This window comes from Burkholderia sp. BCC1972, from assembly GCF_905339605.1.
Classification (GTDB): Bacteria; Pseudomonadota; Gammaproteobacteria; order Burkholderiales; family Burkholderiaceae; genus Burkholderia.
This window is the reverse complement of sequence record NZ_CAJPGH010000006.1, coordinates 197,653-222,063: the sequence shown is the minus strand read 5'-3', so window position 1 is coordinate 222,063 and position 24,411 is coordinate 197,653. Positions and strand designations below refer to the sequence as shown.

The following is a 24,411-nucleotide window of genomic DNA, read 5'->3' as shown; positions in this document are numbered from 1 at the left end:
GCACGTCACGCGTCGTCGTCGTCGGGCCAGCCTTCGCCCGTGCCGCGGTGCAGCACGCGATCGGTGTCGAGCACCGCGCCGGCCGCGAATTCGGGCAGCGCCGCGAGCCGGTCGGCCAGTGCACGGCCGTCGACGTCGGCGAGCGCGAACAGCTGCGCGAAATCGTCGATCACGAAGTAGGTCTTCTGGAACGTGTCGATCCGGTACTTCGTGCGCATCACGCGCTCGAGGTCGAAACCGAGCCGGTTCGGCGCCGCGCTTTCGAGGCTGTACAGGCTTTCGCCCTTGCTCGACACGATCCCGGCGCCGTAGATCGACAGCCCGTTCGTGCCGCGCGGATCGCGGATCAGCCCGAATTCCACCGTATACCAGTAGAGCCGTGCGAGCCGCGCCAGCGCCGCTGCGTCGTCGGCGACCGCGAGCGCGGTGCGGCCGTACGCCTGCATGTAGTCGGCGAATACGCGGTCGATCAGCAGCGGCACGTGGCCGAACAGGTCGTGGAAGCAGTCGGGTTCCTGCAGGTAGTCGAGCTGGTCGGGGCGGCGCATCCACCAGGTGACCGGGAAACGCCGGTTCGCGAGATGCTCGAAGAACACGCGATCGGGCACGAGGCCCGGCACCGCGACGATCTCCCAGCCGGTCGCGGGCTTCAACTGGCGGTTCACGTCGGCGAACGACGGCACGCGGTCGGCCGGCAGCTCGATCTTGCCGAGCCCCGCGACGAATGCGTCGCAGGCACGCCCGCGCAGCAGCACCGACTGACGCGCGTAGAGCTGCCTCCACACCGCGTGATCGACCTGGCCGTAGCGCTGCAGCGGCTGGTCGATGGTGAAATCTGCGCGGGTTTCGAGGCCCGCGTCGAACTGCTCCTGCAGTTTCGCGGTGACGACGGTGGACATGATCAGGCTCTGCACGCTGTGGTGGGTAAGCATGCAAGTGTAGAGCGGGTAGCGCGCGGAAAGGGCGCATAGTTGGCGTTGATTCTTTGAATGATGCGATAATCGCGCATCAAATCACGAATCAATGCGGAGATTTTCATGCTGGAACTCGATCACTTCGATCTCGCGCTGCTGGACGTGCTGCAGCGCTTCGGTCGCGCGACGCATCAGCAGCTCGGCGAGGAGGTGCCGCTGTCGCCGTCGCAGATCGGCCGGCGGTTGCAGCGGCTCGAGGCGGCCGGCGTGATCGAAGGCTACCGCGTGATGCTGCGCCCGGAGAAGCTGGGGCTCGGCGTCACCGCGTTCACCAGCCTGAAGCTCAAGCATCACGGCGATTCGATCATCGAGCAGTTCCAGCAGCAGATCGACGTGCTGCCCGAAGTGCTCGAATGCCATGCGGTGGTGGGCGATGCCGACTACCTGCTGCGGATCGTCGCGCCGGACCTGAACGCGCTGTCGCAGTTCGTGATGAAGAAGCTGATGCGCGTGCCGGGCGTCGACAGCGTGCGCTCGAACATCGTGCTGACGACCTTCAAGCGCAACGGTGCGCTGCCGCTCGCGCACCTGGCGCCGGGCGCCGCGTGACGCCGCGGCGGGGTTGAAGGCGGTGCGTGCTGCACCGTCCGTCGTGGGGCCGGATCAGGCAGCTTCGTGCTGCGTGCCGGCGTTCAGCAGGTCGACGTATGCGACCGCGACGAGATCGTCCTGCGCCACGCCGAGCTTCGCGAACACGTCGTGCGCTTCGGCTTCGCCGCCGGCCTCGTCGTCGTCCGGGCCGAGCACGACTTCCAGCTCGATGAAATCGCCGAGGCCGTCGACGCGGTCGAGGTGGATGCGCGTGCGGCCCGCGAGATATACGTGGCGTTCCTTCGTCACGATCCCGCGCGTGGTCAGCGCGGTCGCGAGCAGCGAGTGCATCGCGTCGGGGTTCGTCACCGGGCTGCGCGTGTAGTACGACGCCTTCGGGCCGTCGCGGTCGTCGCGCTGATAGAAGATCAGTTCGGCCGGCGTGCCGTCCTCGAAGCGGCGCAGCTTCAGCCGGCCGCGCGGCACGTCGTAGAAGAAATCCTGCTGGCGGTAGAACAGCGGCGCTTCGGTCGCGAGCTTGGCAGCCTGTTCGCGCAGCCGGTCGAATTCGCGGGCGCGGGCTTTGATCTCGATGTTGCGGGCCATGCGGGTCTCCTTCAATCGGGGTCTCGCGGTGTGCGAACGCACAATCTAGCAAAAACGCGGAGACGGTGGCGTGACGGGATGACGCGCACGGACCCGGCCGCCGCGTCATCAGCGCCGCTCATATCGCCCACTGCGCATCGATCAGCCGCAGCGCGGCCGCGATCGCCGGTTCGTCGCGCCGCTCGGCGAGCGTCACGAACGTCAGTTCGGTCGGCACCGTCACGCGCTCGACGATCGTCAGCGCATGCGCGTGCGCTTCGGCCAGTGCGGTCGAGTCGCGGGCGAGCGTCAACCCGATCCCCGATTTGACGAGGTCGAGCATCGACTGCTCCTGGTCGACCTCGGCGACCTTCACGGGCTGGGCGCCGGCGTCGGCAAAGCGCCGCGACAGCAGCCGGTGGTGCGCGGACGCCGGCGGCGTCCAGATCCACGGCAGCGCGGCGAGCGCGCGCCAGTCGTGCGCGCGCTGCACGCGCTCCTTCCAGCCGGCCGGCGCGAGTACACGGTACTGGAAATGCGTGAGCGTGACGGTGTGAAACAGCGCGCCGTCGAGCGGATCGTCCTCGCCCGGCCGGCCGATGTAGTAGCCGACGTCGAGCGCGCGTGCGCGCACCTGTTCGATCACCCAGCCCGACATCCCGTGCCGCAGCGCCGTCTCGATCTGCGGATGGGTCTCGACCAGCGCGCGCAGGAAGCCGCCGAGCCGCAGGAAGCCCGGATCGAGGATCGTGCCGATCCGCAGCCGGCCGCGCACCTCGTGCCGCAGCGCAGCAGCGGCGCGCTGCACGTCGGCGGCCGCGGCAAGCGCGCGTTCCGCGTGCGGCAACAGCGTCTGGCCGTCGCGCGTGAGCGCGAGCCCGCGCGACGTGCGCGTGAACAGCGTGACACCGAGCGTTTCCTGCAGATGCTTGATCTGCAGGCTGACGGCCGGCTGCGTCAGGTGCAGCTGCGCGGCGGCGCGCGTCAGGTTGCCTTCGCGCGCGACCGTCGCGAAGGCACGGAGCAGGGTGAGATCCATCGTCGTGATATGAGCGCGGCTTATAACGCAGTTCAGCATAACTCATTGGATCGGCGGCCGGCGGCGGGAGTACGCTTCCTCGGGTCGTGGCGCGCGCGGCCCGCCAGCGCGGCCCGCGACGCACTATGCTGAAAATGCGCGCGGCATCGCGCCGCGCGGCGCACAACAAGGAAGAAGGGGACACGCCGTGAGTACTCCACGTACGCTCGAAGGCGAATTCGATTACGTGATCGTCGGCGCGGGCACCGCGGGCTGCGTGCTCGCGAACCGCCTGACCGAGGATCCCGACATCCACGTCCTGCTGCTCGAGGCAGGCGGCAAGGACGATTATCACTGGATCCATATTCCGGTCGGCTATCTGTATTGCATCGGCAACCCGCGCACCGACTGGCTGTACAAGACGCAACCCGAAGCGGCGCTCAACGGGCGCGCGCTGTCGTATCCGCGCGGCCGCGTGCTCGGCGGCTGCTCGTCGATCAACGGGATGATCTACATGCGCGGCCAGCGCGAGGACTACGACAGCTGGGCGGAAGCCACCGGCGACGCCGGCTGGTCGTGGGACAGCGTGCTGCCGATCTTCAAGCGCAGCGAGGATCACCATGCGGGCGCGAGCGACGCGCACGGCGCGGGCGGCTACTGGCGTGTCGAGAAGCAGCGGCTGCGCTGGGAGATCCTCGAATCGTTCGCGCAGGCCGCGCAGCAGACGGGCATCCCCGCCACCGACGATTTCAACCGCGGCGACAATACCGGGGTCGGCTATTTCGAGGTGAACCAGAAGCGCGGCGTGCGCTGGAATACGTCGAAGGCATTCCTGCGGCCCGCGATGGCGCGGCCGAACCTGACCGTGATCACCGGCGCGCACGTGCAGCGCGTGATCTTCGACGGGCGGCGCGCGGTCGGCGTCGAGTATCACGGCGGCGGCACCGATTACGTCGCGCGGGCGCGCTCGGAAGTGTTGCTGACGTCCGGCGCGGTGAATTCGCCGCAGCTGCTCGAACTGTCGGGTATCGGCGACGGCCGGCGGCTGCAGGCACTCGGCATCGACGTCGTGCAGGATCTGCCGGGCGTCGGCGAAAACCTGCAGGATCACCTGCAGTTGCGGATGGCGTTTCGCGTCGAAGGCGTGCGCACGCTCAACACGCTGTCCGCGCACTGGTGGGGCAAGCTGATGATCGGCGCGGAATATGCATTGCTGCAGCGGGGGCCGATGTCGATGGCGCCGTCGCAGCTCGGCGCATTCGCGAAATCCGATCCGGACGATCCCGCGCTCACGCGCCCCGACCTCGAATATCACGTTCAACCGCTGTCGCTCGAACGCTTCGGCGAGCCGCTGCACAGTTTCAACGCGTTCACGGCGTCGGTCTGCCATCTGCGGCCGACGTCGCGCGGCAGCGTGCACGTCACGAGCGCCGATCCTGGCGTCGCACCGGCGATCGCACCGAACTATCTGTCGACCGATCACGATCGTCAGGTCGCCGCGAACGCGCTGCGCCTGACGCGCCGCATCGCGTCCGCGCCGGCGCTCGCGCGCTATCGTCCCGCGGAAATCCTGCCGGGCACGCAATATCGAAGCGAAGCCGAGCTGATCGAGGCGGCCGGCGCCGTCGGCACGACAATCTTCCACCCGGTCGGCACGTGCCGGATGGGGCGGGCCGACGACGAGCGCGCGGTGGTCGACAGCCGGCTGCGTGTGCGCGGCATCGCCGGGCTGCGGATCGTCGATGCGTCGGTGATGCCGTTCATCACGTCGGGCAACACCAATTCGCCGACGCTGATGATTGCCGAGCGTGCGAGCGACATGATCCGCGCCGATCGCCGCGCGGCGCGTGAAGCGACGCCGGTGCGAACCGAGCCCGCGGTGACGGCCGCGTGACGGCACGCTGACACGCGCGACAGCGGGCCGTCATGAACGCGCCCGCTGATTCGCTATGCGAAACAAGCTGCCGTTGCGGTTGCCCGAACGGCACGATTCATGCGAGCCGCGCAGTCGCGCGGCTTTTTTCTTTTCATTACGTGCGTGCCGGGCATGGCGGCAGGTCAACGCGCGATGATGCACGTGTCAAAAAAGCATGGCGAAAAATCGCGCACAGCCGCGCGCGACAGGGCACCAGCCCTCTAAGTGCAAATCCCGATGATTGCACTGCACCAACGGCGCGACAATGTTGCGCAATGTGCATACGCGTCGGCGCGGGAGACCAACCCTCGAGGCGTACCACGGCGCCCGGGGGCAGCCCGCTGATCCGCTGACCTGTTCGCGGCCGCTTGCGCCAGGCATCCCGGTGCTTCGCCTGACTTCGTACGGAAGGGAACATGATTCTCGGCGACACGATTCTGGAAACACGCGGACTGACAAAAGAATTCAGGGGCTTCACCGCCGTGAACGGCGTGAACCTGCGTGTGCGGCGCGGCGCGATCCACGCATTGATCGGGCCGAACGGCGCGGGCAAGACCACCTGCTTCAACCTCCTCACCAAGTTCCTGACGCCGACGGCCGGCCAGATCGTCTTCAACGGCATCGACATCACCGACGAGCGCCCCGCGCAGGTCGCGCGGCGCGGCATCATCCGCTCGTTCCAGATCTCGGCCGTGTTCCCGCACCTGACCGCGCTGCAGAACGTGCGCATCGGCCTGCAGCGCGCGCTCGGCACCGAATTCCACTTCTGGCGCAGCGAACGCACGCTGAAACGGCTCGACGATCGCGCGATGGATCTGCTCACGCAGGTCGGCCTCACCGATTTCGCGCACGTGCCGACCGTCGAGCTCGCGTACGGCCGCAAGCGCGCGCTCGAGATCGCGACGACGCTCGCGATGGAGCCCGAACTGATGCTGCTCGACGAGCCCACGCAGGGGATGGGCCACGAGGACGTCGACCGCGTGACCGCGCTGATCAAGAAGGTCGCGAGCGGCCGCACGATCCTGATGGTGGAGCACAACATGAACGTGATCGCGGGCATCTCCGACACGATCACCGTCCTGCAACGCGGCGAGGTGCTGGCCGAAGGCTCGTATGCGGAAGTGTCGAAGAATCCGCTCGTCATCGAGGCCTACATGGGCAGTGCCGACGCGGCGCTCGCGGGGGCGCACGCATGAAGCACAGCGAACGGGAGGAACGCGAATTGAGCGGCGTCGAGAGCGGTACGCCCGCGCTGGAGATTTCGGGCCTGGAGGCCTGGTACGGGGAATCCCACATATTGCACGGTGTCGACCTGACGGTGCATCGCGGCGAGGTCGTCACGCTGCTCGGCCGCAACGGCGCGGGCCGCACGACGACGCTGCGCGCGATCATGGGCCTCACGGGCCGCCGCAGCGGGTCGATCAAGGTCGCGGGCAACGAGACGATCGGCCTCGCGACGCACCGCATCGCGCATTTCGGCATCGGTTACTGCCCGGAGGAGCGCGGGATCTTCTCGAGCCTGTCGTGCGAGGAGAACCTGATGCTGCCGCCGCTGATCGGGCCGCGCGAGCACGCGATGTCGCTCGACGAGATCTACGCGATGTTCCCGAACCTCGCGTCGCGCCGGCAGAGCCAGGGCACGCGGCTGTCCGGCGGCGAGCAGCAGATGCTCGCGGTCGCGCGGATCCTGCGCACCGGTGCGAACCTGCTGCTGCTCGACGAGATTTCCGAAGGCCTCGCACCGGTGATCGTGCAGGCGCTCGCACGGATGATCGTCGCGCTGAAGGCGCGCGGCTACACGATCGTGATGGTCGAACAGAATTTCCGCTTCGCCGCGCCGCTCGCCGACCGCTTCTACGTGATGGAGCACGGCAGCATCGTCGAGCATTTCCAGGCGGCCGAACTGGAAAGCAAGATGCCGACCCTGCACGACCTGCTCGGGGTGTGACGCCGCCCCGTTTGCCTGGCCGCTAGCCGTGGCGGCCCTCGAACAACCACAACGCATCAGAACAACAGGAGACGTCAATGAAAATGAAGACCCTCGCACAGGCCTGTCTCGCGCTCGCGACTGCCGCGTTCACCGCCGGCGCCGCACACGCGGCGGATACCGTGAAGATCGGCTTCATCACCGACATGTCGGGGCTTTACGCGGATATCGACGGGCAGGGCGGCCTCGAGGCGATCCGCATGGCGGTCGCCGACTTCGGCGGCAAGGTGCTCGGCAAGCCGATCGAAGTCGTCTACGCCGATCACCAGAACAAGGCCGACATCGCCGCGTCGAAGGCGCGCGAATGGATGGATCGCGGCGGGCTCGACCTGCTGGTCGGCGGCACGAACTCGGCCACCGCGCTGTCGATGAACCAGGTCGCGGCCGAGAAGAAGAAGGTCTACATCAACATCGGCGCGGGCGCCGACACGCTGACCAACGAGCAGTGCACGCCGTACACCGTCCACTACGCATACGACACGATGGCGCTCGCGAAGGGCACCGGTTCGGCGGTGGTGAAGCAGGGCGGCAAGTCGTGGTTCTTCCTGACGGCCGACTACGCGTTCGGCAAGGCGCTCGAGAAGAACACGTCGGACGTCGTGAAGGCGAACGGCGGCCAGGTGCTCGGCGCGGTGCGCCACCCGCTGTCGGCGTCGGATTTCTCGTCGTTCCTGCTGCAGGCGCAGGCGTCGAAGGCGCAGATCCTCGGCCTCGCGAACGCGGGCGGCGACACGATCAACTCGATCAAGGCCGCGAAGGAGTTCGGCATCACGAAGACGATGAAGCTCGCCGCGCTGCTGATGTTCATCGACGACGTGCACAGCCTCGGCCTCGAGACGACGCAGGGCCTCGTGCTGACCGACAGCTGGTACTGGAACCGCGACGCGGCGTCGCGCCAGTGGGCGCAGCGCTACTTCGGCAAGATGAAGAAGATGCCGTCGAGCCTGCAGGCGGCCGACTACTCGTCGGTGTCGACCTACCTGAAGGCCGTGCAGGCCGCCGGCACGACCGACTCCGACAAGGTGATGGCCGAGCTGAAGAAGATCAAGATCAACGACTTCTACGCGAAGGGCTACATTCGCCAGGACGGCAGCATGATCCACGACATGTACCTGATGGAAGTGAAGAAGCCGTCCGAATCGAAGGAGCCGTGGGACTACTACAAGGTGCTCGCGACGATTCCGGGCGAGCAGGCGTTCGGGACCAAGCAGGAAACGCGCTGCGCGGCGTGGAAATAAGCAGGACGTAGCGGCGCGCGCGGGCGCGCCGCTCGGTGGCGGCTGCGGCGACGTGCCCGCTGCGCCGCCCGCGCGTGCGACGCATGAAGGTTGCGCACGCAACGAAACTCATTCTGACGGCTAAGTCGATGGAAATCTTTGGCATTCCGTTGCCGGCGATGCTGAGCCAGTTGCTGCTCGGGCTCGTCAACGGCTCGTTCTACGCGATCCTGAGCCTCGGGCTCGCGGTGATCTTCGGGCTGCTCAACGTGATCAACTTCGCGCACGGCGCGCTGTTCATGCTGGGCGCGATGCTCGCGTGGATGGGCCTGTCGTACTTCGGGCTGCCGTACTGGGCGATGCTCGTGCTCGCGCCCGTGCTCGTCGGCGCGTTCGGGATCGCGATCGAGCGCTCGATGCTGCGCTGGCTGTACAAGCTCGATCACCTGTACGGGCTGCTGCTCACGTTCGGCCTCACGCTGGTCGTCGAAGGCGTGTTCCGGTCGATCTACGGATCGTCCGGCCAGCCGTACGACGTGCCGTCGCAACTGTCCGGCGCGACCAACCTCGGCTTCATGTTCCTGCCGAACTATCGCGCGTGGGTCGTCGTCGCGTCGCTCGCGGTGTGCCTCGCGACGTGGTTCGTGATCGAGAAGACGCGCCTCGGCGCGTACCTGCGCGCGGGCACCGAGAACCCGAAGCTCGTCGAGGCGTTCGGCGTGAACGTGCCGATGATGATCACGCTCACCTACGGCTTCGGCGTCGCGCTCGCCGCGTTCGCGGGCGTGCTGGCCGCGCCGGTGATCCAGGTATCGCCGCTGATGGGCCAGCCGATGATCATCACCGTGTTCGCGGTGGTCGTGATCGGCGGGATGGGCTCGATCCTCGGCTCGATCGTCACGGGCCTGCTGCTCGGCGTGATCGAGGGCTTCACGCGCGTGTTCTATCCCGAAGCGTCAGCCACCGTCGTGTTCGTGATCATGGCGATCGTGCTGCTGTTCCGCCCGGCGGGCCTCTTCGGCAAGGAAAAATGATGCAGAGAAAAGTGCTCTACGGCGTGCTGCTCGCCGCACTGCTCGCCGCGCCGTTCATCGGCGCGTATCCGGTGTTCGTGATGAAGGTGCTCACGTTCGCCCTGTTCGCGGCCGCGTTCAACCTGCTGATCGGCTATACGGGGCTGCTGTCGTTCGGCCATGCGATGTTCCTCGCGACGGCCGGTTACGCAACCGGCTATTCGATGCAGACGCTCGGTTTCACGCCGGAACTCGGCGTGCTGGCCGGCACCGTCGCGGCGACGCTGCTCGGGCTCGTCGTCGGGCTGTTCGCGATCCGCAGGCAGGGCATCTACTTCGCGATGATCACGCTCGCGTTCGCGCAGATGGTCTACTTCATCTACCTGCAGGCACCGTTCACGCACGGCGAGGACGGCCTGCAGGGCGTGCCGCGCGGCCGCCTGTTCGGGCTGCTCGACCTGTCGAACGACGTCGCGCTGTACTACGTCGTCGTGGCGGTGGTCGTCGCCGCGTGCGCGTTCATCGTGCGGGTCGTCCATTCGCCGTTCGGCCAGGTGCTCGTCGCGATCAAGGAGAACGAGGCGCGTGCCATTTCGCTCGGCTACGACACCGACCGCTTCAAGCTGCTCGCATTCATCCTGTCGGCCGGGCTGGCCGGGCTGGCCGGCTCGCTGAAGGTGCTGGTGCTCGGCTTCGAGACGCTGTCGGACGCGTACTGGACGATGTCGGGCCTCGTCGTGCTGATGACGCTGGTCGGCGGGATGGGCACGCTGTTCGGGCCGCTCCTGGGCGCCGCGCTGATCGTTGCGCTGGAAGACCGGCTCGGCGACATCGGCGAATGGCTCGCGTCGACGACGGGCGTCGCGTGGTTCCACTCGCTCGGCGAATCGGCGACGATCGTCACCGGCCTGATCTTCATCGCCTGCGTGCTGGCGTTCCGGCGCGGCATCGTCGGCGAGATGGTCGCGCGGATCAAGCCGCTCAGGGCGTCGTCGTGAGCATGCCGTGCGCGTCGCCGCGCGTTGATGCGAAGCACCATCCGGCGCGCCCCGGGAGGGCGACACGGCGGGCCCGGGCCTGCACCGCGCGGCCGGCTGGCGCCCCATTTTCGTGCGGCGATGCACCATAGGGGTAAATGCTAAGTTGTCGTGGTGCTTAAGCCTCTTTAAGATTCACCCTAGTTCTGATGCACCGCGAAACGAATTTGCAGGTGGAGAACGAGGAGACAATCGAGGCACAAAGTGCCCGGACCCCAAAGCGCTGTTGGACGGAATCCAACAGCGCTTTTTCATTTGCGTGCACGGATTTCCCTCGATGGTGCACCGGCCTGCGCGATCATCCTGTCGCGCGCCTGCATTCGCACCGCCTCTCTTCCGCGCTTCGCGCCGTCCCTCCGTTTTTTCCTGTTCCCGTCGTTCGTTCGCAGACCGCGCGCCATTGCGCACATGCTGTCCGGGCTTACCCGGTTGGCGTGCGCGAAACGCGTCCGTTACACTCAGCTTTCGCCGACCGCACGGTCGGGAAAACGGTCGGCAGTTCTCCTACAAGCAGAATGCAGAAGAGGGAGTACGGTTGGATGAGCAGCGCAGGACGATGGTTCGGGGCAGGAGAGGCGGCTGGCGCCGCTCGTTCGTCGCGGGGAAGGGGGCAGGTCATCGCGGCTTTCCCGAGCCGTTCCGCGGCCTGTATGCCCGTTCCGGTGCCATCGCAGGTCGTTGCGTTCGCATCCGTATCCGCTGCCTCATGAGCCGCCCGCTTTCCGACGTTTCACCGCTGGTCCATCCGGTCGTGTCAGGCCGGATCGGCGTGCGTTCCCGCTATCGTTGCGCTCGCATCGATCTCCCGCACGATCCTGCATTTCTTCGCCTTCTTCATCGTGACGACATTGCTGTTGCGCATCGTGACGGTCGAATGACCGTTCCGGCCGGCATGCGGCGCATGGGTGAGGCGTTTCACGGGAAAACGAGCATGGGCGCGGCTGGGCGAGATAATTAAGATATTAACTTGTTTGGGGACCGGGAGCCGCCGAGCGACCCGAGGCTTTTTCGAGCAGCGTTTGGAGACAACGTAGATGAAGATGAATCGATGGATGGAGGCCGTGCTTGCCGCGGGCCTCGTGTGCGCGGCGGCCACGGCGTCGGCGCAGGTGAAGATCGGCGTGACGCTGTCGGCCACCGGGCCGGCCGCGTCGCTCGGGATTCCGGAAAAGAACACGATCGCGCTGCTGCCGAAGGAAATCGCGGGCAAGAGCGTGCAGTACATCGTGCTGGATGACGCGTCCGACACGAGCCGCGCGGTGCAGAACGTGCGCAAGCTGATCGACGAGGACCACGTCGACGCGATCATCGGCTCGTCCGTCACGCCGAACTCGCTCGCGATGCTCGACCCCGTGTCGCAGGGCAAGACGCCGACGATCTCGCTCGCGGCGAGCGCGCAGATCATCGCGCCGATGGACGCGAAGCGCGCGTGGATGTTCAAGGTGCCGCAGAATGACCAGCTGATGGCCGACGCGATCGCCGGCTACATGGCGAAGCACGGCGTGAAGACGGTCGGCTTCATCGGCTTCGCCGATGCGTACGGCGACAGCTGGTACAAGACGTTCGATGCGGCGGCCGCGAAGAACGGGCTGAAGCTCGTGTCGAACGAGCGCTTCAACCGGACCGACGCGTCGGTGATGGGGCAGGTGCTGAAGCTGATGGGCTCGAACCCGGATGCGGTGTTGATCGCAGGCTCCGGCACGCCGGCGGCGCTGCCGGCGAAGACGCTGAAGGAGCGCGGCTACAAGGGCAAGGTGTACCAGACGCACGGCGTCGCGAACAATGACTTCCTGCGCGTGTGCGGCAAGGATTGCGAAGGCGAGATCCTGCCGGCCGGCCCGGTGCTCGTGACCGACCAGCTGCCCGATTCGAATCCGGTGAAGAAGCCGGCGCTCGGCTACAAGGCCGCGTACGAGAAGGCCTACGGCGCGGGTTCGCTGGCGACCTTCGGCGGCCATGCGTGGGATGCGGGGCTGCTGCTGCAGCGGGCGATTCCGGAAGCGCTGAAGAAGGGCCAGCCGGGCACCGAGGCGTTCCGCGAAGCGCTGCGTGCATCGATCGAAAGCGTGAAGGACCTCCCCGTGTCGCACGGCGTGATCAACATGACGGCGACCGATCACAACGGCTTCGACACGCGTGCGCGCGTGATGGTGCAGATCGTCGACGGCAAGTGGAAGCTGCAGGCCGAGTAAGCATCACGTGAAACCGGCGTGCGCGACGCGAACGGCGCCGCGCACGCCGTCGGCAGGGCGCCGGACTGACGGGCCGCGCCCGTGCCGCCCGGAACGTCCGGGGCCCGACACATGGCGCATGATGCGTCTGTCGTGTCGTCCGCGGCCCGGCCGTTTCCGTCTTTCGTTTCCCCGCAGCATTCTCGATACACGAAACGTATGGATCTCTCGATTGCGGCGATCCTCGCGCAAGACGGCATCACGACCGGCGCCATTTATGCACTGCTGTCCCTGGCGCTCGTGCTGGTGTTTTCCGTCACGCGGGTGATCTTCATTCCCCAGGGCGAATTCGTCGCCTACGGTGCGCTGACGCTTGCCGCGTTGCAGGCGCAGAAATTCCCCGCCGCCTGCTGGCTGCTGTTCGTGATGGGCATCGCGTGCTTCCTGCTCGACGTCTGCGGCCTGATCCGGCATCGCGAACGCCGCCATCAGCTCGGCCGCACGCTCGCGACGCTCGGCAGCCGCTACGTCCTGCTGCCGCTCGCGGTGTTCGCGATCACGCGCAGCTTTGCCGCGCAGCCGATGCCGATGCTTGCGCAGATTGCGCTGACGCTCGCGATCGTCGTGCCGATGGGGCCGTTCGTCTACCGGCTCGTGTACCAGCCGATCGCCGAAGGCACGACGCTGCTGCTGCTGATCGTGTCGGTTGCCGTCCACTTCGCGATGGTGGGCCTCGGGCTCGTGATGTTCGGCGCGGAAGGCTCGCGCACCAATGGATTCTCCGACGCGTCGCTCGCGATCGGCAGCATGACGGTGTCGGTGCAGAGCATCCTGGTCGTCGTCACGGCGCTCGTGCTGATCGGGGCGCTCTACGTTTACTTCGGCCGCACGATCGCCGGCAAGGCGCTGCGCGCGACGTCGGTGAACCGGCTCGGCGCGCGGCTCGTCGGCATCGGCACGACGGAAGCGGGGCGGCTCGCGTTCACGTTCGCGGCGGGGCTCGGCGTGCTGTCCGGGATCCTCGTCGGCCCGCTGACGACGATCTACTACGACTCGGGCTTCCTGATCGGCCTGAAGGGCTTCGTCGGCGCGATCATCGGCGGGCTCGTCAGCTATCCGCTCGCGGCGGCAGGCTCGCTGCTCGTCGGCGTGCTCGAATCGTATTCGTCGTTCTGGGCGAGTGCCTACAAGGAGGTGATCGTGTTCACGCTGATCATTCCGGTGCTGTTGTGGCGGAGCTTCGTGACGCCGCACGCGGAAGAGGAAGAGGAGTGACGCGATGAAGACGATGGTGCGCAACAAGACCTTCTGGGTGTTTCTCGTGGTGCTGTTCGCGCTGCCGGTGCTGCCCGGCGCGCTGCAGGTGCCCGAGTACTGGATCACGCTGCTGAACTACATCGGCCTCTATGCGATCGTCGCAATCGGGCTCGTGCTGCTGACAGGCGTCGGCGGGATGACGAGCTTCGGGCAGGCGGCGTTTGTCGGCATCGGCGCCTATGCGACCGCGTTCCTGACGACACGCTACGGCGTGTCGCCGTGGCTCGCGCTGATCGTCGGCGTCGTGCTGACGGCGCTCGTCGCGCTCGTGCTGGGCGCGGTCACGATGCGGCTGTCCGGGCACTTCCTGCCGCTCGGCACGATCGCGTGGGGCCTCGCGCTGTTCTACCTGTTCGGCAACCTCGAACTGCTCGGCAAGTACGACGGGATCAACGGGATTCCGGCGCTGAACCTGTTCGGCATCACGCTCGAAAGCGGCCGCAGCCTGTACTTCCTGATCTGGGCGGTCGTCCTGGCCGCGATCGTGTCGGTGCAGAACCTGCTGAACAGCCGGCCGGGACGCGCGATCCGCGCGCTGCGCGGCGGCGGCATGATGGCCGAGGCGATGGGCGTGAACACCGCGTGGATGCGCGTGGTGATCTTCGTCTACGCGGCGGTGCTGGCAGCCGTGTCGGGCTTCCTGTACGCGCACCTGCAGCGGGCGGTGAACCCGACCCCGTTCGGCTTGAACCACGGGATCGAATTCCTGTTCATGGCCGTGGTCGGCGGCGTATCGCATGTGTGGGGCGCGGTGCTCGGCGCGGCGATCCTCACCGTGCTGCAGGACTATCTGCAGACGCTGCTGCCGAAGCTGCTCGGCTCGGAAGGTAACTTCGAGATCATCGTGTTCGGCGTGCTGATGGTGCTGTTGCTGCAGTACGCGCGCCAGGGCGTGTGGCCGTTCGTTGCCAGGCTGTTCCCGCGCGGGCCGCGTGCGCATGTGCCGGAGCAGGCCGATCCGTTGCCGCAGCGCGCGAAGCCAACGGCCGGCGAGCCGCTGCTCGTCGTCGACAACGCACACAAGCAGTTCGGCGGCCTTGTGGCCGTCAACGACGTCAGCTTCGACGTGAAAGCGGGGCAGATCATCGGGCTGATCGGCCCGAACGGGGCCGGCAAGTCGACTACGTTCAACCTCGTGACGGGCGTGCTGAAGCCGACGGGCGGCACGATCACGTTCCGTGGTGAGCGCATCGACGGGCTCACGTTGCGCCAGATCGTCCGCCGCGGCATCGGCCGCACGTTCCAGCACGTGAAGCTGCTGCCGGCGATGACGGTGCTCGAGAACGTCGCGATCGGCGCGCATCTGCGCGGCCATACGGGCGTGTGGCGCAGCATCGCGCGGCTCAATGCGCACGAGGAAGCGCAGTTGCTGGCGGAGGCCGCACGCCAGATCCAGCGCGTGGGGCTCGAGAAGCACATGTACGACGAAGCAGGCAGCCTCGCGCTCGGCCAGCAGCGGATTCTCGAAATCGCACGCGCGCTGTGCTGCGATCCGACGCTGCTGCTGCTCGACGAGCCGGCTGCTGGGCTGCGTTACCAGGAGAAGCAGCAGCTCGCCGACCTATTGCGGCGGCTGAAAGCGGAAGGCATGAGCGTGTTGCTCGTGGAACATGACATGGATTTCGTGATGAATCTCACCGACCGGCTGGTGGTGATGGAGTTCGGCACGCGGATCGCGGAAGGGCTGCCGCAGGATGTGCAGCAGGATCCGGCCGTGCTCGAGGCGTATCTGGGCGGGGTGGAGTGATGACGGACACGACGATGCCGATTCTCGAAGTGCGCGAGCTGGCGGTGCGGTACGGGAAGGTGGAGGCGCTGCACGGCGCGGCGATCAAGGTCGGCGCCGGGCAGATCGTCAGCGTGATCGGCCCGAACGGCGCGGGCAAGTCGACGCTGCTGAACGCGATCATGGGCGCGCTGCCGGTAACGGGGCATGCATCGGGTGCGGTCGTATATCGCGGCAAGGACATTGGCGCATTGCCGGTCGAGCAGCGTGTCGCGCGCGGGATGTGCCTCGTACCGGAAAAGCGTGAGCTGTTCAGCACGATGACGGTCGAGGACAACCTCGTGCTGGGTGCGTATCGCCGCAAGCAGGCGGGGGAATCGAACTTCCTCGACCAGCTTGATCACGTGTTTGCGCTGTTTCCGCGGCTGAAGGAGCGCCGTAAGCAGGCGGCCGGCACGCTGTCCGGCGGCGAGCGGCAGATGCTTGCGGTCGGTCGCGCGCTGATGGGCAAGCCCGACCTGCTGATGCTCGATGAGCCGAGCCTCGGGCTCGCGCCGCTGATCGTGAAGGAGATCTTTCGTATCATCAGCGCGTTGCGTGGTACGGGCGTGGCGACGCTGCTGATCGAACAGAACGCGCGGGCTGCGTTGCAGATTTCGGACTACGGCTACGTGCTGGAGACCGGTGAGTTTGCGCTGGAGGGGCCGGCTGCCGAGCTCGCGCAGAATCCGCGCGTGATCGAAACGTACCTTGGGCTGGCGAAGAAAACGGCTTGATGGTTGGGCAGTTGGCGGGAAACGAGCGGCGTGTTTCACGTGAAACACGCCGTTTTTGTTTGCGGTGAAGTCTTGATGGCCTCAGGTGTGAGGATAAGTGGCGAGGGAACAGTCGGAAGATCTGTGCTGAGGCGGCTTGTTCCACAGGCCGATGATGTATCGAACCCTCGGTGGACAAGTATTGGGGCAACCGGCAGAAATGCTGTGAGGAGGAGGGTGGGCACAGCGTGTCGCGTTCGTTTTGTCGCGCCGGCCACAGACATCGAGCGGATTACTAATTCCTCATGGCCAAGTTTTTGCACAGACCCAACGATGTGCGGCGGACCGCCCACAGCCATTGCTGGAGCGGCTCCGACAACCCGGATTCACCCGTCCACAGCCGAAAAAACGACGAAATGCACAGACCCTACCATTCGGACGGCATTCGGGTGAAAAGCGAACCCGCTATAATTCGGCCCATACATTTCTCTGATAGGTTCGTGCGCAGCTCTGCGTGCGGAATCCACCATGCTTTTTCCCACAGAATTTGACGTCATCGTCGTCGGTGGCGGTCATGCCGGCACGGAAGCCGCGCTGGCGTCTGCCCGTATGGGCGCGAAGACGCTGCTGCTGACTCACAACATCGAAACGCTCGGGCAGATGAGCTGCAATCCGTCGATCGGCGGCATTGGCAAGGGCCATCTGGTCAAGGAAGTCGACGCGCTGGGCGGCGCAATGGCCGCGGCCGCGGACGAGAGCGGTATTCAGTTCCGGATCCTCAATTCGTCGAAGGGCCCGGCCGTGCGGGCGACGCGTGCACAGGCCGACCGCATCCTGTACAAGGCTGCGATCCGCCATCGGCTCGAGAACCAGCCGAACCTCTGGCTGTTCCAGCAGGCCGTCGACGACCTGATGGTCGAAGGCGACCGCGTGGTGGGCGCCGTTACGCAGATCGGCATCCGCTTCCGCTCCCGCGCGGTCGTGCTGACCGCCGGCACGTTCCTCGACGGCAAGATCCACGTCGGCCTGAACAACTACACGGGCGGCCGTGCGGGCGATCCGGCGGCCGTGTCGCTGTCGTCGCGCCTGAAGGAGCTGAAGCTGCCGCAGGGCCGCCTGAAGACCGGTACACCGCCGCGTATCGACGGCCGGACGATCGACTTCTCGCAGCTCGACGAGCAGCCGGGCGACCTCGATCCGATCCCGGTGTTCTCGTTCCTGGGGCGCGCGGAACAGCATCCGCAGCAGCTGCCGTGCTGGGTCACGCACACGAACGAGCGCACCCACGACATCATTCGCGGCGGCCTCGACCGTTCGCCTATGTATACAGGCGTGATCGAAGGCGTCGGGCCGCGCTATTGTCCGTCGATCGAGGACAAGATCCACCGGTTCGCATCGAAGGAATCGCACCAGATCTTCCTCGAGCCGGAAGGGCTGACGACCAACGAGTTCTACCCGAACGGGATCTCGACGAGCCTGCCGTTCGACGTCCAGCTCGAGCTCGTGCACTCGATGCGCGGCCTCGAGAATGCGCACATCCTGCGCCCCGGCTACGCGATCGAGTACGACTACTTCGACCCGCGCGCGTTGAAGGCGTCGCTCGAAACGAAGGCGATCAGCGGGCTGTTCTTTGCGGGCCAGATCAACGGCACGACCGGCTACGAAGAAGCGGCAGCGCAGGGCCTGCTGGCCGGCCTCAACGCGGGCCGCTACGTGCAGGAGAGGGACGCATGGTGCCCGCGCCGCGACCAAGCCTACCTGGGCGTGCTGGTCGACGATCTCGTGACGCGTGGTGTGGCCGAGCCGTACCGGATGTTCACGAGCCGCGCCGAGTATCGCCTGAGCCTGCGTGAAGACAATGCCGACATGCGCCTGACCGAGATCGGTCGCGAGCTGGGGCTCGTGGACGACGCGCGCTGGGACGCATTCAGCCGGAAGCGCGACGCTGTTTCACGTGAAACCGAACGCCTGAAGTCGACGTGGGTCACGCCGAAGACGCTGCCGCCGGAAGAGGCGACTGCGCTGCTGGGCAAGGCCATCGATCACGAATACAGCCTCGCCGATCTGCTGCGCCGCCCGGGTATCAGCTACGACGGCGTGTGCGGCCTGAAGGGCGGCGAATGCGGCCCTGCGGAACCGCTGGCCGACGATCCCGTGCTGCTCGAGCAGATCAAGGAGCAGGTCGAGATCGGTATCAAGTATCAGGGCTATATCGAGCGTCAGGCATCCGAGATCGAGCGCAACGATGCGAACGAGAACACGCGTTTGCCGGACGGGATCGATTACCGTGAAGTGCGCGGGCTGTCGTTCGAAGTGAGCCAGAAGCTCAACGAGTTCCGGCCGGAAACGATCGGGCAGGCGTCGCGTATCTCGGGCGTCACGCCGGCGGCGATCTCGCTGTTGATGGTGCACCTGAAGCGCCGCGGCCTGGGCCGCCGGAATGGTACTGCCGCCGAGGCAACGGAGCAGGGGGGCGGTGCCGTCCCGACGCAACAATGACGGCGCGTCGCGCGCCGGCGGTTAATCGGGACGTACTGGAACAGATGCTCGTCGAAGGCACGACGGCGCTCGACCTCACGTTGACGGATACACAACGCAACCAGCTGCTCGACTACGTCGCACTGCTCGGCAAGTGGAACGCGGTCTACAACCTGACCGCGATTCGCGACCCGAAGCAGATGCTGATCCAGCACATCCTCGATTCGCTTTCGATCGTCCCGCATCTGCGCGGCCGTGCGTCGGCGCGTGTGCTCGACGTCGGCTCGGGCGGCGGGCTGCCCGGCATCGTGCTGGCGATCGTCGAGCCGGACTGGCTGGTCACGCTGAACGATATCGTGCAGAAGAAGTCTGCATTCCAGACGCAGATGCGCGCGGAGCTGAAGCTGGCGAACCTGTCGGTGGTCACCGGCCGGGTCGAATCGCTGCAGCCGGGTATCGAAGTGCCGGAAAAATTCGACATGATCGTATCCCGCGCTTTCGCGGATCTATCCGACTTCGTTAAACTTGCTCGACATCTGGTTGCGCCGGGCGGATCGATCTGGGCAATGAAAGGCGTGCACCCGGATGACGAAATTGCGCGCTTGCCGGAAGGCAGCCGCGTGAAGCAGACGATACGGCTGGCGGTGCCGATGCTCGATGCCGAGCGGCATCTGTTCGAAGTGGCCGTCGACGACGCGAATTGAAGGCACGCGGTAGCGTGCCGTTTGTTTGAAGGTAAAGGGAACACACCAACGATGGCAAAGATCTTCTGCGTTGCGAACCAGAAGGGGGGCGTCGGCAAGACGACGACATCGGTCAATCTCGCCGCAAGCCTTGCAGCGCAGGAGCAACGAGTCCTGCTGATCGATCTCGACCCGCAGGGCAACGCGACGATGGGCAGCGGGATCGACAAGGCCGCCTGCGAAGCGACCGTGTACGAGGTACTGGTCGACGGCGTGTCGGTGACCGACGCGCGCATCCGCCCGGACGGCGTCACCTACGACGTGCTGCCCGCGAACCGCGAGCTGTCCGGTGCCGAGATCGAACTGATCAGCATCGACAACCGCGAGCGCCGTCTGAAGGCCGCGCTCGAGCGCGTGGCCGACGACTACGATTTCGTGCTGATCGATTGCCCGCCGACGCTGTCGCTGCTGACGCTGAACGGGCTGTGCGCGGCACATGGCGTCGTGATCCCGATGCAATGCGAGTACTTCGCGCTGGAGGGGTTGTCGGACCTCGTCAACACGATCAAGCAGGTTCACGCGAACATGAACCGCGACCTGAAGATCATCGGCTTGCTGCGCGTGATGTTCGACCCGCGCATCACGCTGCAGCAGCAAGTCTCCGATCAACTGAAAGCGCACTTCGGCGACAAGGTGTTCGATGCGGTGATTCCGCGCAACGTGCGCCTGGCGGAAGCGCCGAGCTACGGGTTGCCGGGCGTCGTGTTCGACCGCAACTCGCGCGGTGCGCAAGCGTATCTCCAGTTCGGTGCCGAGATGATTGAACGCGTGCGCGCGTTCGAGGTGTCGTGATCCGGACATGAGCGAAGCGAGGAAGAAAGACATGAACGCGGTACCAAAGAAGAAGGGCTTGGGACGTGGCCTCGAAGCGCTGCTCGGCGGCAGTGCCGATATCACCGAAGCGGTGAAGATCGAAGGGGCACCGAACACGCTCGCGCTCGGCAAGCTGCAGGCCGGCAAGTACCAGCCGCGGACGCGGATGGACGAGGGCAGCCTGCAGGAGCTCGCGGCGAGCATTCGCGCGCAGGGCGTGATGCAGCCGATCCTGGTTCGGCCCATTTCATCAGACAAATACGAGATCATCGCGGGCGAGCGGCGTTTCCGTGCAGCGCGCCTGGCCGGCCTCGATGAAGTGCCGGTACTCGTGAAGGACGTATCCGATCAGGCCGCCGCCGCGATGGCGCTGATCGAGAACATCCAGCGCGAGGACCTGAACCCGCTTGAAGAAGCGCACGGTATCCAGCGCCTGCTCGACGAATTCGGTTTCACGCACGAACAGGCGGCCGAATCGGTCGGCCGTTCGCGCAGCGCGGTGTCGAACCTGCTGCGCCTGCTGAACCTCGCGTCGCCGGTGCAGACGATGCTGCTGGCCGGCGATCTCGACATGGGCCACGCGCGTGCGCTGCTCGCCGTCGATGCGGCAACGCAGATCACGCTCGCGCATCAGGTCGTCAACAAGCGCATGTCGGTGCGCGAGACCGAGAAGCTGGTGTCGCACACGACGAAGGAAGCGCCGGCCGTGAAGGCGCGCGCGAAAGACGATGGCGGCCGCGATACGCGCCGTCTCGAGGAGGAGTTGTCTGACCTGCTCGCGTCGACCGTGAAGATCAAGCTCGGCCGCCGCGGACGCGGGCAGGTGTTGATCGACTTCGGCAACCTCGACGCGCTCGAAGGCATTCTCGCGCGGCTGCGCGGCAACGTCGCAACTGAAGAGTAACGGGCCGCCGATGGAGGAGACGGGTGCATCGGCGCCGCGCCGGTGGCTCGGCTGGCTTGCGCAGGAACCGGTTCTGTCGGTGCTTGCGCTCGGCCTGATCGTGCTGCAATGGGTGCGTCCGCAACCATTTGGGGTGCTTGCCGGTCGCGTCGACTGGCAGACCGTCGCGACGCTCGCGGGCCTGCTGATGCTGACCAAGGCGCTCGAGCTGTCCGGCTGCCTGATGTGGCTCGCGCACCGCATCGTTCATCACGTGCATTCCGAGCGCGGGCTCGCGATGCTGCTCGTCGGGTTCGCCGCGGTGCTGTCGATGTGGCTCACCAACGACGTCGCGCTGTTCGTCGTCGTGCCGTTGATGGTGTCGCTGCGTGCGCTGACGCCGCTGCCGTTCCGTCGTCTCGTGATCGTTGTCGCACTGGCCGTCAACGCGGGGTCCGTCGCGACACCGCTCGGCAACCCCCAGAATCTGTTCCTGTGGCAATTGAGCGGCGTGTCGTTCGGGCGTTTCGTGGTCACGCTCGGGCCGCTCGCACTTGCGCTGATGGCGCTGCTGCTCGTGCTTACCGCATGCGTGTTTCGCGCGAAGCCGCTCGACCTGTCGGGCGACGCCGACGCATTCCCCGTACAACGCATGCACGCGCTGATCGCGGCGGTGCTGTTCGCCGCGTTCGTGTTGCTCGCCGATGCGCACCATCCGCTGCCCGGCCTTGTCGGCGTCGCCATCGTGCTGCTCGCCGTCAAACGTGACGCAGTCCTGAAGATCGACTGGCTGCTGCTGCTGATCTTCGTCCTGATGTTCGTCGTGCTGCGCACGGCGGCTGCGCTGCCCGTCGTGCACGACATGATCGCGCATGCGCAACTCGATTCGCCGCTGCGCGTCTATGCCGCCGGCGCGCTGCTGTCACAGGTCATCAGCAATGTGCCGGCCGCGATCCTGCTGTCGGAATTCACGCACGACTGGCGTGCGCTCGCATTCGGCGTATCGGTCGGCGGTTTCGGTTTCGCGATCGGCTCGCTCGCGAACCTGATCGCGGTGCGTCTCGCGAAGGAGCCGCGCATGTGGCTGCCGTTTCATCTGGTGTCGATTCCGTTCGCGCTCGTGAGCGCGGTACTCGGCGCGTGGCTGCTCGTTCACGGTTGAGCAAGGCGGGGGTGCGCGGCACAGGTGCGCGATTCCCGCGACGGAGAGGGCGCACAGCGTTCGCAGTGGCTACAGGCTGTTGATAAGTGCTGCAACCCACAGTCGAACATCTGTGGTGGCGCGACAACTGATTGGACGGATCGATGCGTGAGCGTCCGGCCGAAATTCGCACGTTGCGCGCGGTCGATCGGCCGCGGCGTATCGCGTGTTCAGTCCGTCGCGCCGAGTCATTCCGCGCGGTTGCTTTGCCGCACCTTCCCCGTGGTGATCGCGCCGCTCCGTCCGGGCCCGTATCGGGCATCGTTTTCCCGTCATTCCCCCCTGTCGCCGGCATTTTTCGCGCAAGAAATACCGGTGCAAAAAAGCGACCTTACAACTGTCATCGTACGTCGTCGAATCGGGTGTTTTTTCACATGATGAGGCGTCGTTTTATGCAGGTTTTTGTCGCGTCTAAAGCCTTGAATCACTTGCAACTATCGCTTACAATCGCCCGGATTTGTTAGCTAGGCACCCCTGAAAGCTTTCAGAAAGCTTGGGGTCGGGTTCAAGGACTTTGCGGAAGATTGCGATGGCGGGTCAGGCGCCGGACGACAGGCACGATGATCAGCGCACGCAACGCCCCGCTTCGGCGGCCGGCGAGTGGCGCGAATCCGACGACTGGGATGTCGAGCAGCAAGATAACAACATCGTTCCGCTTACACGGACAGAGGCCGAGAGGCTGTTCGGTCCGGACGTGAGCAAGCCCTCGCGCGTGACCCCCTACAAGGTGGTGTTCGCGCAAGTGGTCCTGTCCCTGGTTGCAACGCTGGCGTGGTGGCTGTTTTCGAAGTCGCCGGGCGCCGCTGCGCAATCCGCGTTTCTGGGCGGAGCGATCGGCTGGGTGCCCAGTGCGGTATTCGTGGCACGACTGAAGGCAGGTGGCTCGGCCACCGTGATGAGCTGGGTGATGGGCGAAGCCCTGAAGCTTGCTCTGACGATCGGGATGTTCACTGCAGTGGCGTTCGGCTGGGCGGGCGTGCACTGGGTGCCGTTCCTCGTCACGTACCTCGTCGTGCTGAAGACGTACTGGATCGCGCTGGCCTGGCGGTAAGGAACAAGCAGCGTGCGGTTTCGACAACGAACCGCACCGGCCCGTTCCCGCAATAGCGTGTTGCGGAACGGGCAAAACGATTTTCGACAATTTGGGTGGCATTAACGATATGGCAGCTAGCGAAGGCACGCGCGGTCCGGATCCGTCCGAGTACATTGCGCACCACTTGCAGAATTTCTCCACCTCGCATCAGACGTCGATTTTCGACATCCACGTCTGGAATCTCGACACGCTGTTCTGGTCGATCGTGTGCGGCATCGTGACGATCCTCCTGCTGCGTCTGGCCGCCCGCAAGGCGACGTCGGGCGTGCCGGGCCGTTTCCAGTGCGCCATCGAGATGCTCGTCGAAATGGTCGAAGACCAGTCGAAGGCCATCGTCCACGGCAATCGTACCTTCATCGCGCCGCTCGCCCTCACGGTGTTCGTGTGGGTCGCGCTGATGAACTCCCTCGACTTCCTCCCGGTCGACCTGCCGGGCCGCGTGATCGGCCTGCTCGGTCTGTCGGACGTGATTTCCCACCATCGCATCGTCCCGACGGCCGACCTGAACGGCACGCTCGGCATCGCGCTCGGCGTGTTCGTCCTGATGATCTACTACAGCATCAAGATCAAGGGCGCGGGCGGCTTCGTGCACGAGCTGCTGTCGGCACCGTTCGGCGCGCACCCGCTGCTGTGGATCCCGAACCTCGCGCTCAACATTGTCGAATATCTCGCGAAGACCGTCTCTCTCGGTATGCGGCTGTTCGGCAACATGTACGCGGGTGAGCTGTTGTTCCTGTTGATCGCCCTGCTCGGCAGCATGTGGAGCTTCGGTGGCGACGCAACGTTCCTCGGCTTCGTTGGCCATGTGATCGCGGGTAGCGTCTGGGCAATCTTCCACATCCTGATTGTTCTGTTGCAGGCATTCATTTTCATGATGCTGACGCTGGTGTATCTCGGCCAGGCGCACGACAAGCACTAAGCGCGGCGTGCAAGAAAGAGTTTCCGTTTTAGTTT

The 24,411-nt window shown here is 65.8% G+C and carries 22 protein-coding genes; 19 read left to right on the top strand and 3 right to left on the bottom strand.

Translation table 11 applies throughout. The annotated features are described in order from the left end of the window. Positions 1-5: 5 nt before the first annotated feature. Complete coding sequence (gene phhA, locus U5798_RS12265) at positions 6-932, bottom strand: phenylalanine 4-monooxygenase (RefSeq protein WP_322082167.1); 927 nt, start codon at positions 930-932, stop codon at positions 6-8. Positions 933-1,037: 105 nt separating this feature from the next. Here phhA and U5798_RS12260 point away from each other — a divergent pair, with 105 nt between their 5' ends. Further along, positions 1,038-1,523, top strand: a complete 486-nt coding sequence (locus U5798_RS12260; RefSeq protein WP_006408082.1) for an Lrp/AsnC family transcriptional regulator — start codon at positions 1,038-1,040, stop codon at positions 1,521-1,523. 54 nt (positions 1,524-1,577) lie between these two features. Here the strand turns inward: U5798_RS12260 and U5798_RS12255 are convergent, their stop codons facing one another. Next, on the bottom strand, positions 1,578-2,111 hold the full coding sequence (locus U5798_RS12255; protein ID WP_124454601.1) for a class IV adenylate cyclase: 534 nt from the start codon (positions 2,109-2,111) through the stop codon (positions 1,578-1,580). Between the two features lie 118 nt (positions 2,112-2,229). Further along, entirely contained in the window at positions 2,230-3,129 is a 900-nt protein-coding gene (locus U5798_RS12250; protein ID WP_322082166.1) for a LysR family transcriptional regulator, read from the bottom strand. Between the two features lie 187 nt (positions 3,130-3,316). On the opposite strand from U5798_RS12250, the gene U5798_RS12245 reads away from it, so the two are divergent. The 18 genes from U5798_RS12245 (at position 3,317) to atpB (ending at position 24,376) form a co-directional block, all read left to right on the top strand. Next, positions 3,317-5,002, top strand: coding sequence for a GMC family oxidoreductase (locus U5798_RS12245; protein WP_124454605.1), 1,686 nt, complete (start codon positions 3,317-3,319; stop codon positions 5,000-5,002). A 437-nt stretch (positions 5,003-5,439) separates the two neighbouring features. Further along, on the top strand, positions 5,440-6,219 hold the full coding sequence (locus U5798_RS12240) for an ABC transporter ATP-binding protein (RefSeq protein ID WP_006477266.1): 780 nt from the start codon (positions 5,440-5,442) through the stop codon (positions 6,217-6,219). After that, on the top strand, positions 6,216-6,971 hold the full coding sequence (locus tag U5798_RS12235) for an ABC transporter ATP-binding protein (protein WP_124454606.1): 756 nt from the start codon (positions 6,216-6,218) through the stop codon (positions 6,969-6,971). Before U5798_RS12240 ends, U5798_RS12235 begins: the two co-directional genes overlap by 4 nt. 77 nt (positions 6,972-7,048) lie before the next feature. After that, positions 7,049-8,248: an ABC transporter substrate-binding protein gene (locus U5798_RS12230; RefSeq protein ID WP_124454608.1), complete on the top strand. Its 1,200-nt coding sequence runs from the start codon at positions 7,049-7,051 to the stop codon at positions 8,246-8,248. Between the two features lie 128 nt (positions 8,249-8,376). After that, a complete protein-coding gene (locus U5798_RS12225) occupies positions 8,377-9,261 on the top strand; it encodes a branched-chain amino acid ABC transporter permease (protein ID WP_027783150.1) in 885 nt (294 codons plus the stop codon). Next, positions 9,261-10,238 (top strand): branched-chain amino acid ABC transporter permease, encoded by a 978-nt coding sequence (locus U5798_RS12220; RefSeq protein WP_322082165.1) that lies wholly within the window; start codon positions 9,261-9,263, stop codon positions 10,236-10,238. Before U5798_RS12225 ends, U5798_RS12220 begins: the two co-directional genes overlap by 1 nt. 574 nt (positions 10,239-10,812) lie before the next feature. Then, complete coding sequence (locus tag U5798_RS12215; protein WP_322082164.1) at positions 10,813-11,235, top strand: hypothetical protein; 423 nt, start codon at positions 10,813-10,815, stop codon at positions 11,233-11,235. Between the two features lie 76 nt (positions 11,236-11,311). Continuing rightward, complete coding sequence (locus U5798_RS12210; protein WP_124454612.1) at positions 11,312-12,469, top strand: ABC transporter substrate-binding protein; 1,158 nt, start codon at positions 11,312-11,314, stop codon at positions 12,467-12,469. A gap of 198 nt (positions 12,470-12,667) precedes the next feature. Beyond that, on the top strand, positions 12,668-13,723 hold the full coding sequence (locus tag U5798_RS12205) for a branched-chain amino acid ABC transporter permease (protein ID WP_322082163.1): 1,056 nt from the start codon (positions 12,668-12,670) through the stop codon (positions 13,721-13,723). A 4-nt stretch (positions 13,724-13,727) separates the two neighbouring features. Then, positions 13,728-15,512, top strand: a complete 1,785-nt coding sequence (locus tag U5798_RS12200) for a branched-chain amino acid ABC transporter ATP-binding protein/permease (protein ID WP_322082162.1) — start codon at positions 13,728-13,730, stop codon at positions 15,510-15,512. Beyond that, the gene (locus U5798_RS12195) at positions 15,512-16,267 is read left to right on the top strand and encodes an ABC transporter ATP-binding protein (protein ID WP_322082161.1); all 756 of its coding nucleotides are present in this window, start codon (positions 15,512-15,514) and stop codon (positions 16,265-16,267) included. The genes U5798_RS12200 and U5798_RS12195 overlap by 1 nt, the downstream gene beginning before the upstream one ends. 507 nt (positions 16,268-16,774) lie before the next feature. Next, positions 16,775-18,745: a tRNA uridine-5-carboxymethylaminomethyl(34) synthesis enzyme MnmG gene (mnmG, locus tag U5798_RS12190; protein ID WP_322082160.1), complete on the top strand. Its 1,971-nt coding sequence runs from the start codon at positions 16,775-16,777 to the stop codon at positions 18,743-18,745. Beyond that, complete coding sequence (rsmG, locus tag U5798_RS12185) at positions 18,742-19,428, top strand: 16S rRNA (guanine(527)-N(7))-methyltransferase RsmG (RefSeq protein ID WP_322082159.1); 687 nt, start codon at positions 18,742-18,744, stop codon at positions 19,426-19,428. The genes mnmG and rsmG overlap by 4 nt, the downstream gene beginning before the upstream one ends. A 51-nt stretch (positions 19,429-19,479) precedes the next feature. Further along, complete coding sequence (locus tag U5798_RS12180; protein ID WP_322082158.1) at positions 19,480-20,259, top strand: ParA family protein; 780 nt, start codon at positions 19,480-19,482, stop codon at positions 20,257-20,259. 31 nt (positions 20,260-20,290) lie between these two features. After that, positions 20,291-21,184 (top strand): ParB/RepB/Spo0J family partition protein, encoded by an 894-nt coding sequence (locus U5798_RS12175; RefSeq protein ID WP_011546803.1) that lies wholly within the window; start codon positions 20,291-20,293, stop codon positions 21,182-21,184. Positions 21,185-21,194: 10 nt separating this feature from the next. Continuing rightward, positions 21,195-22,325 carry an SLC13 family permease gene (locus U5798_RS12170; RefSeq protein WP_322082157.1) on the top strand — a complete coding sequence of 377 codons (1,131 nt, stop codon included), beginning with the start codon at positions 21,195-21,197 and terminating at the stop codon, positions 22,323-22,325. A 568-nt stretch (positions 22,326-22,893) separates the two neighbouring features. Then, positions 22,894-23,415 carry an ATP synthase subunit I gene (locus tag U5798_RS12165; RefSeq protein ID WP_124454626.1) on the top strand — a complete coding sequence of 174 codons (522 nt, stop codon included), beginning with the start codon at positions 22,894-22,896 and terminating at the stop codon, positions 23,413-23,415. Positions 23,416-23,524: 109 nt separating this feature from the next. Then, the gene (atpB, locus tag U5798_RS12160) at positions 23,525-24,376 is read left to right on the top strand and encodes a F0F1 ATP synthase subunit A (RefSeq protein ID WP_039351439.1); all 852 of its coding nucleotides are present in this window, start codon (positions 23,525-23,527) and stop codon (positions 24,374-24,376) included. The last annotated feature ends 35 nt before the right edge of the window (positions 24,377-24,411 follow it).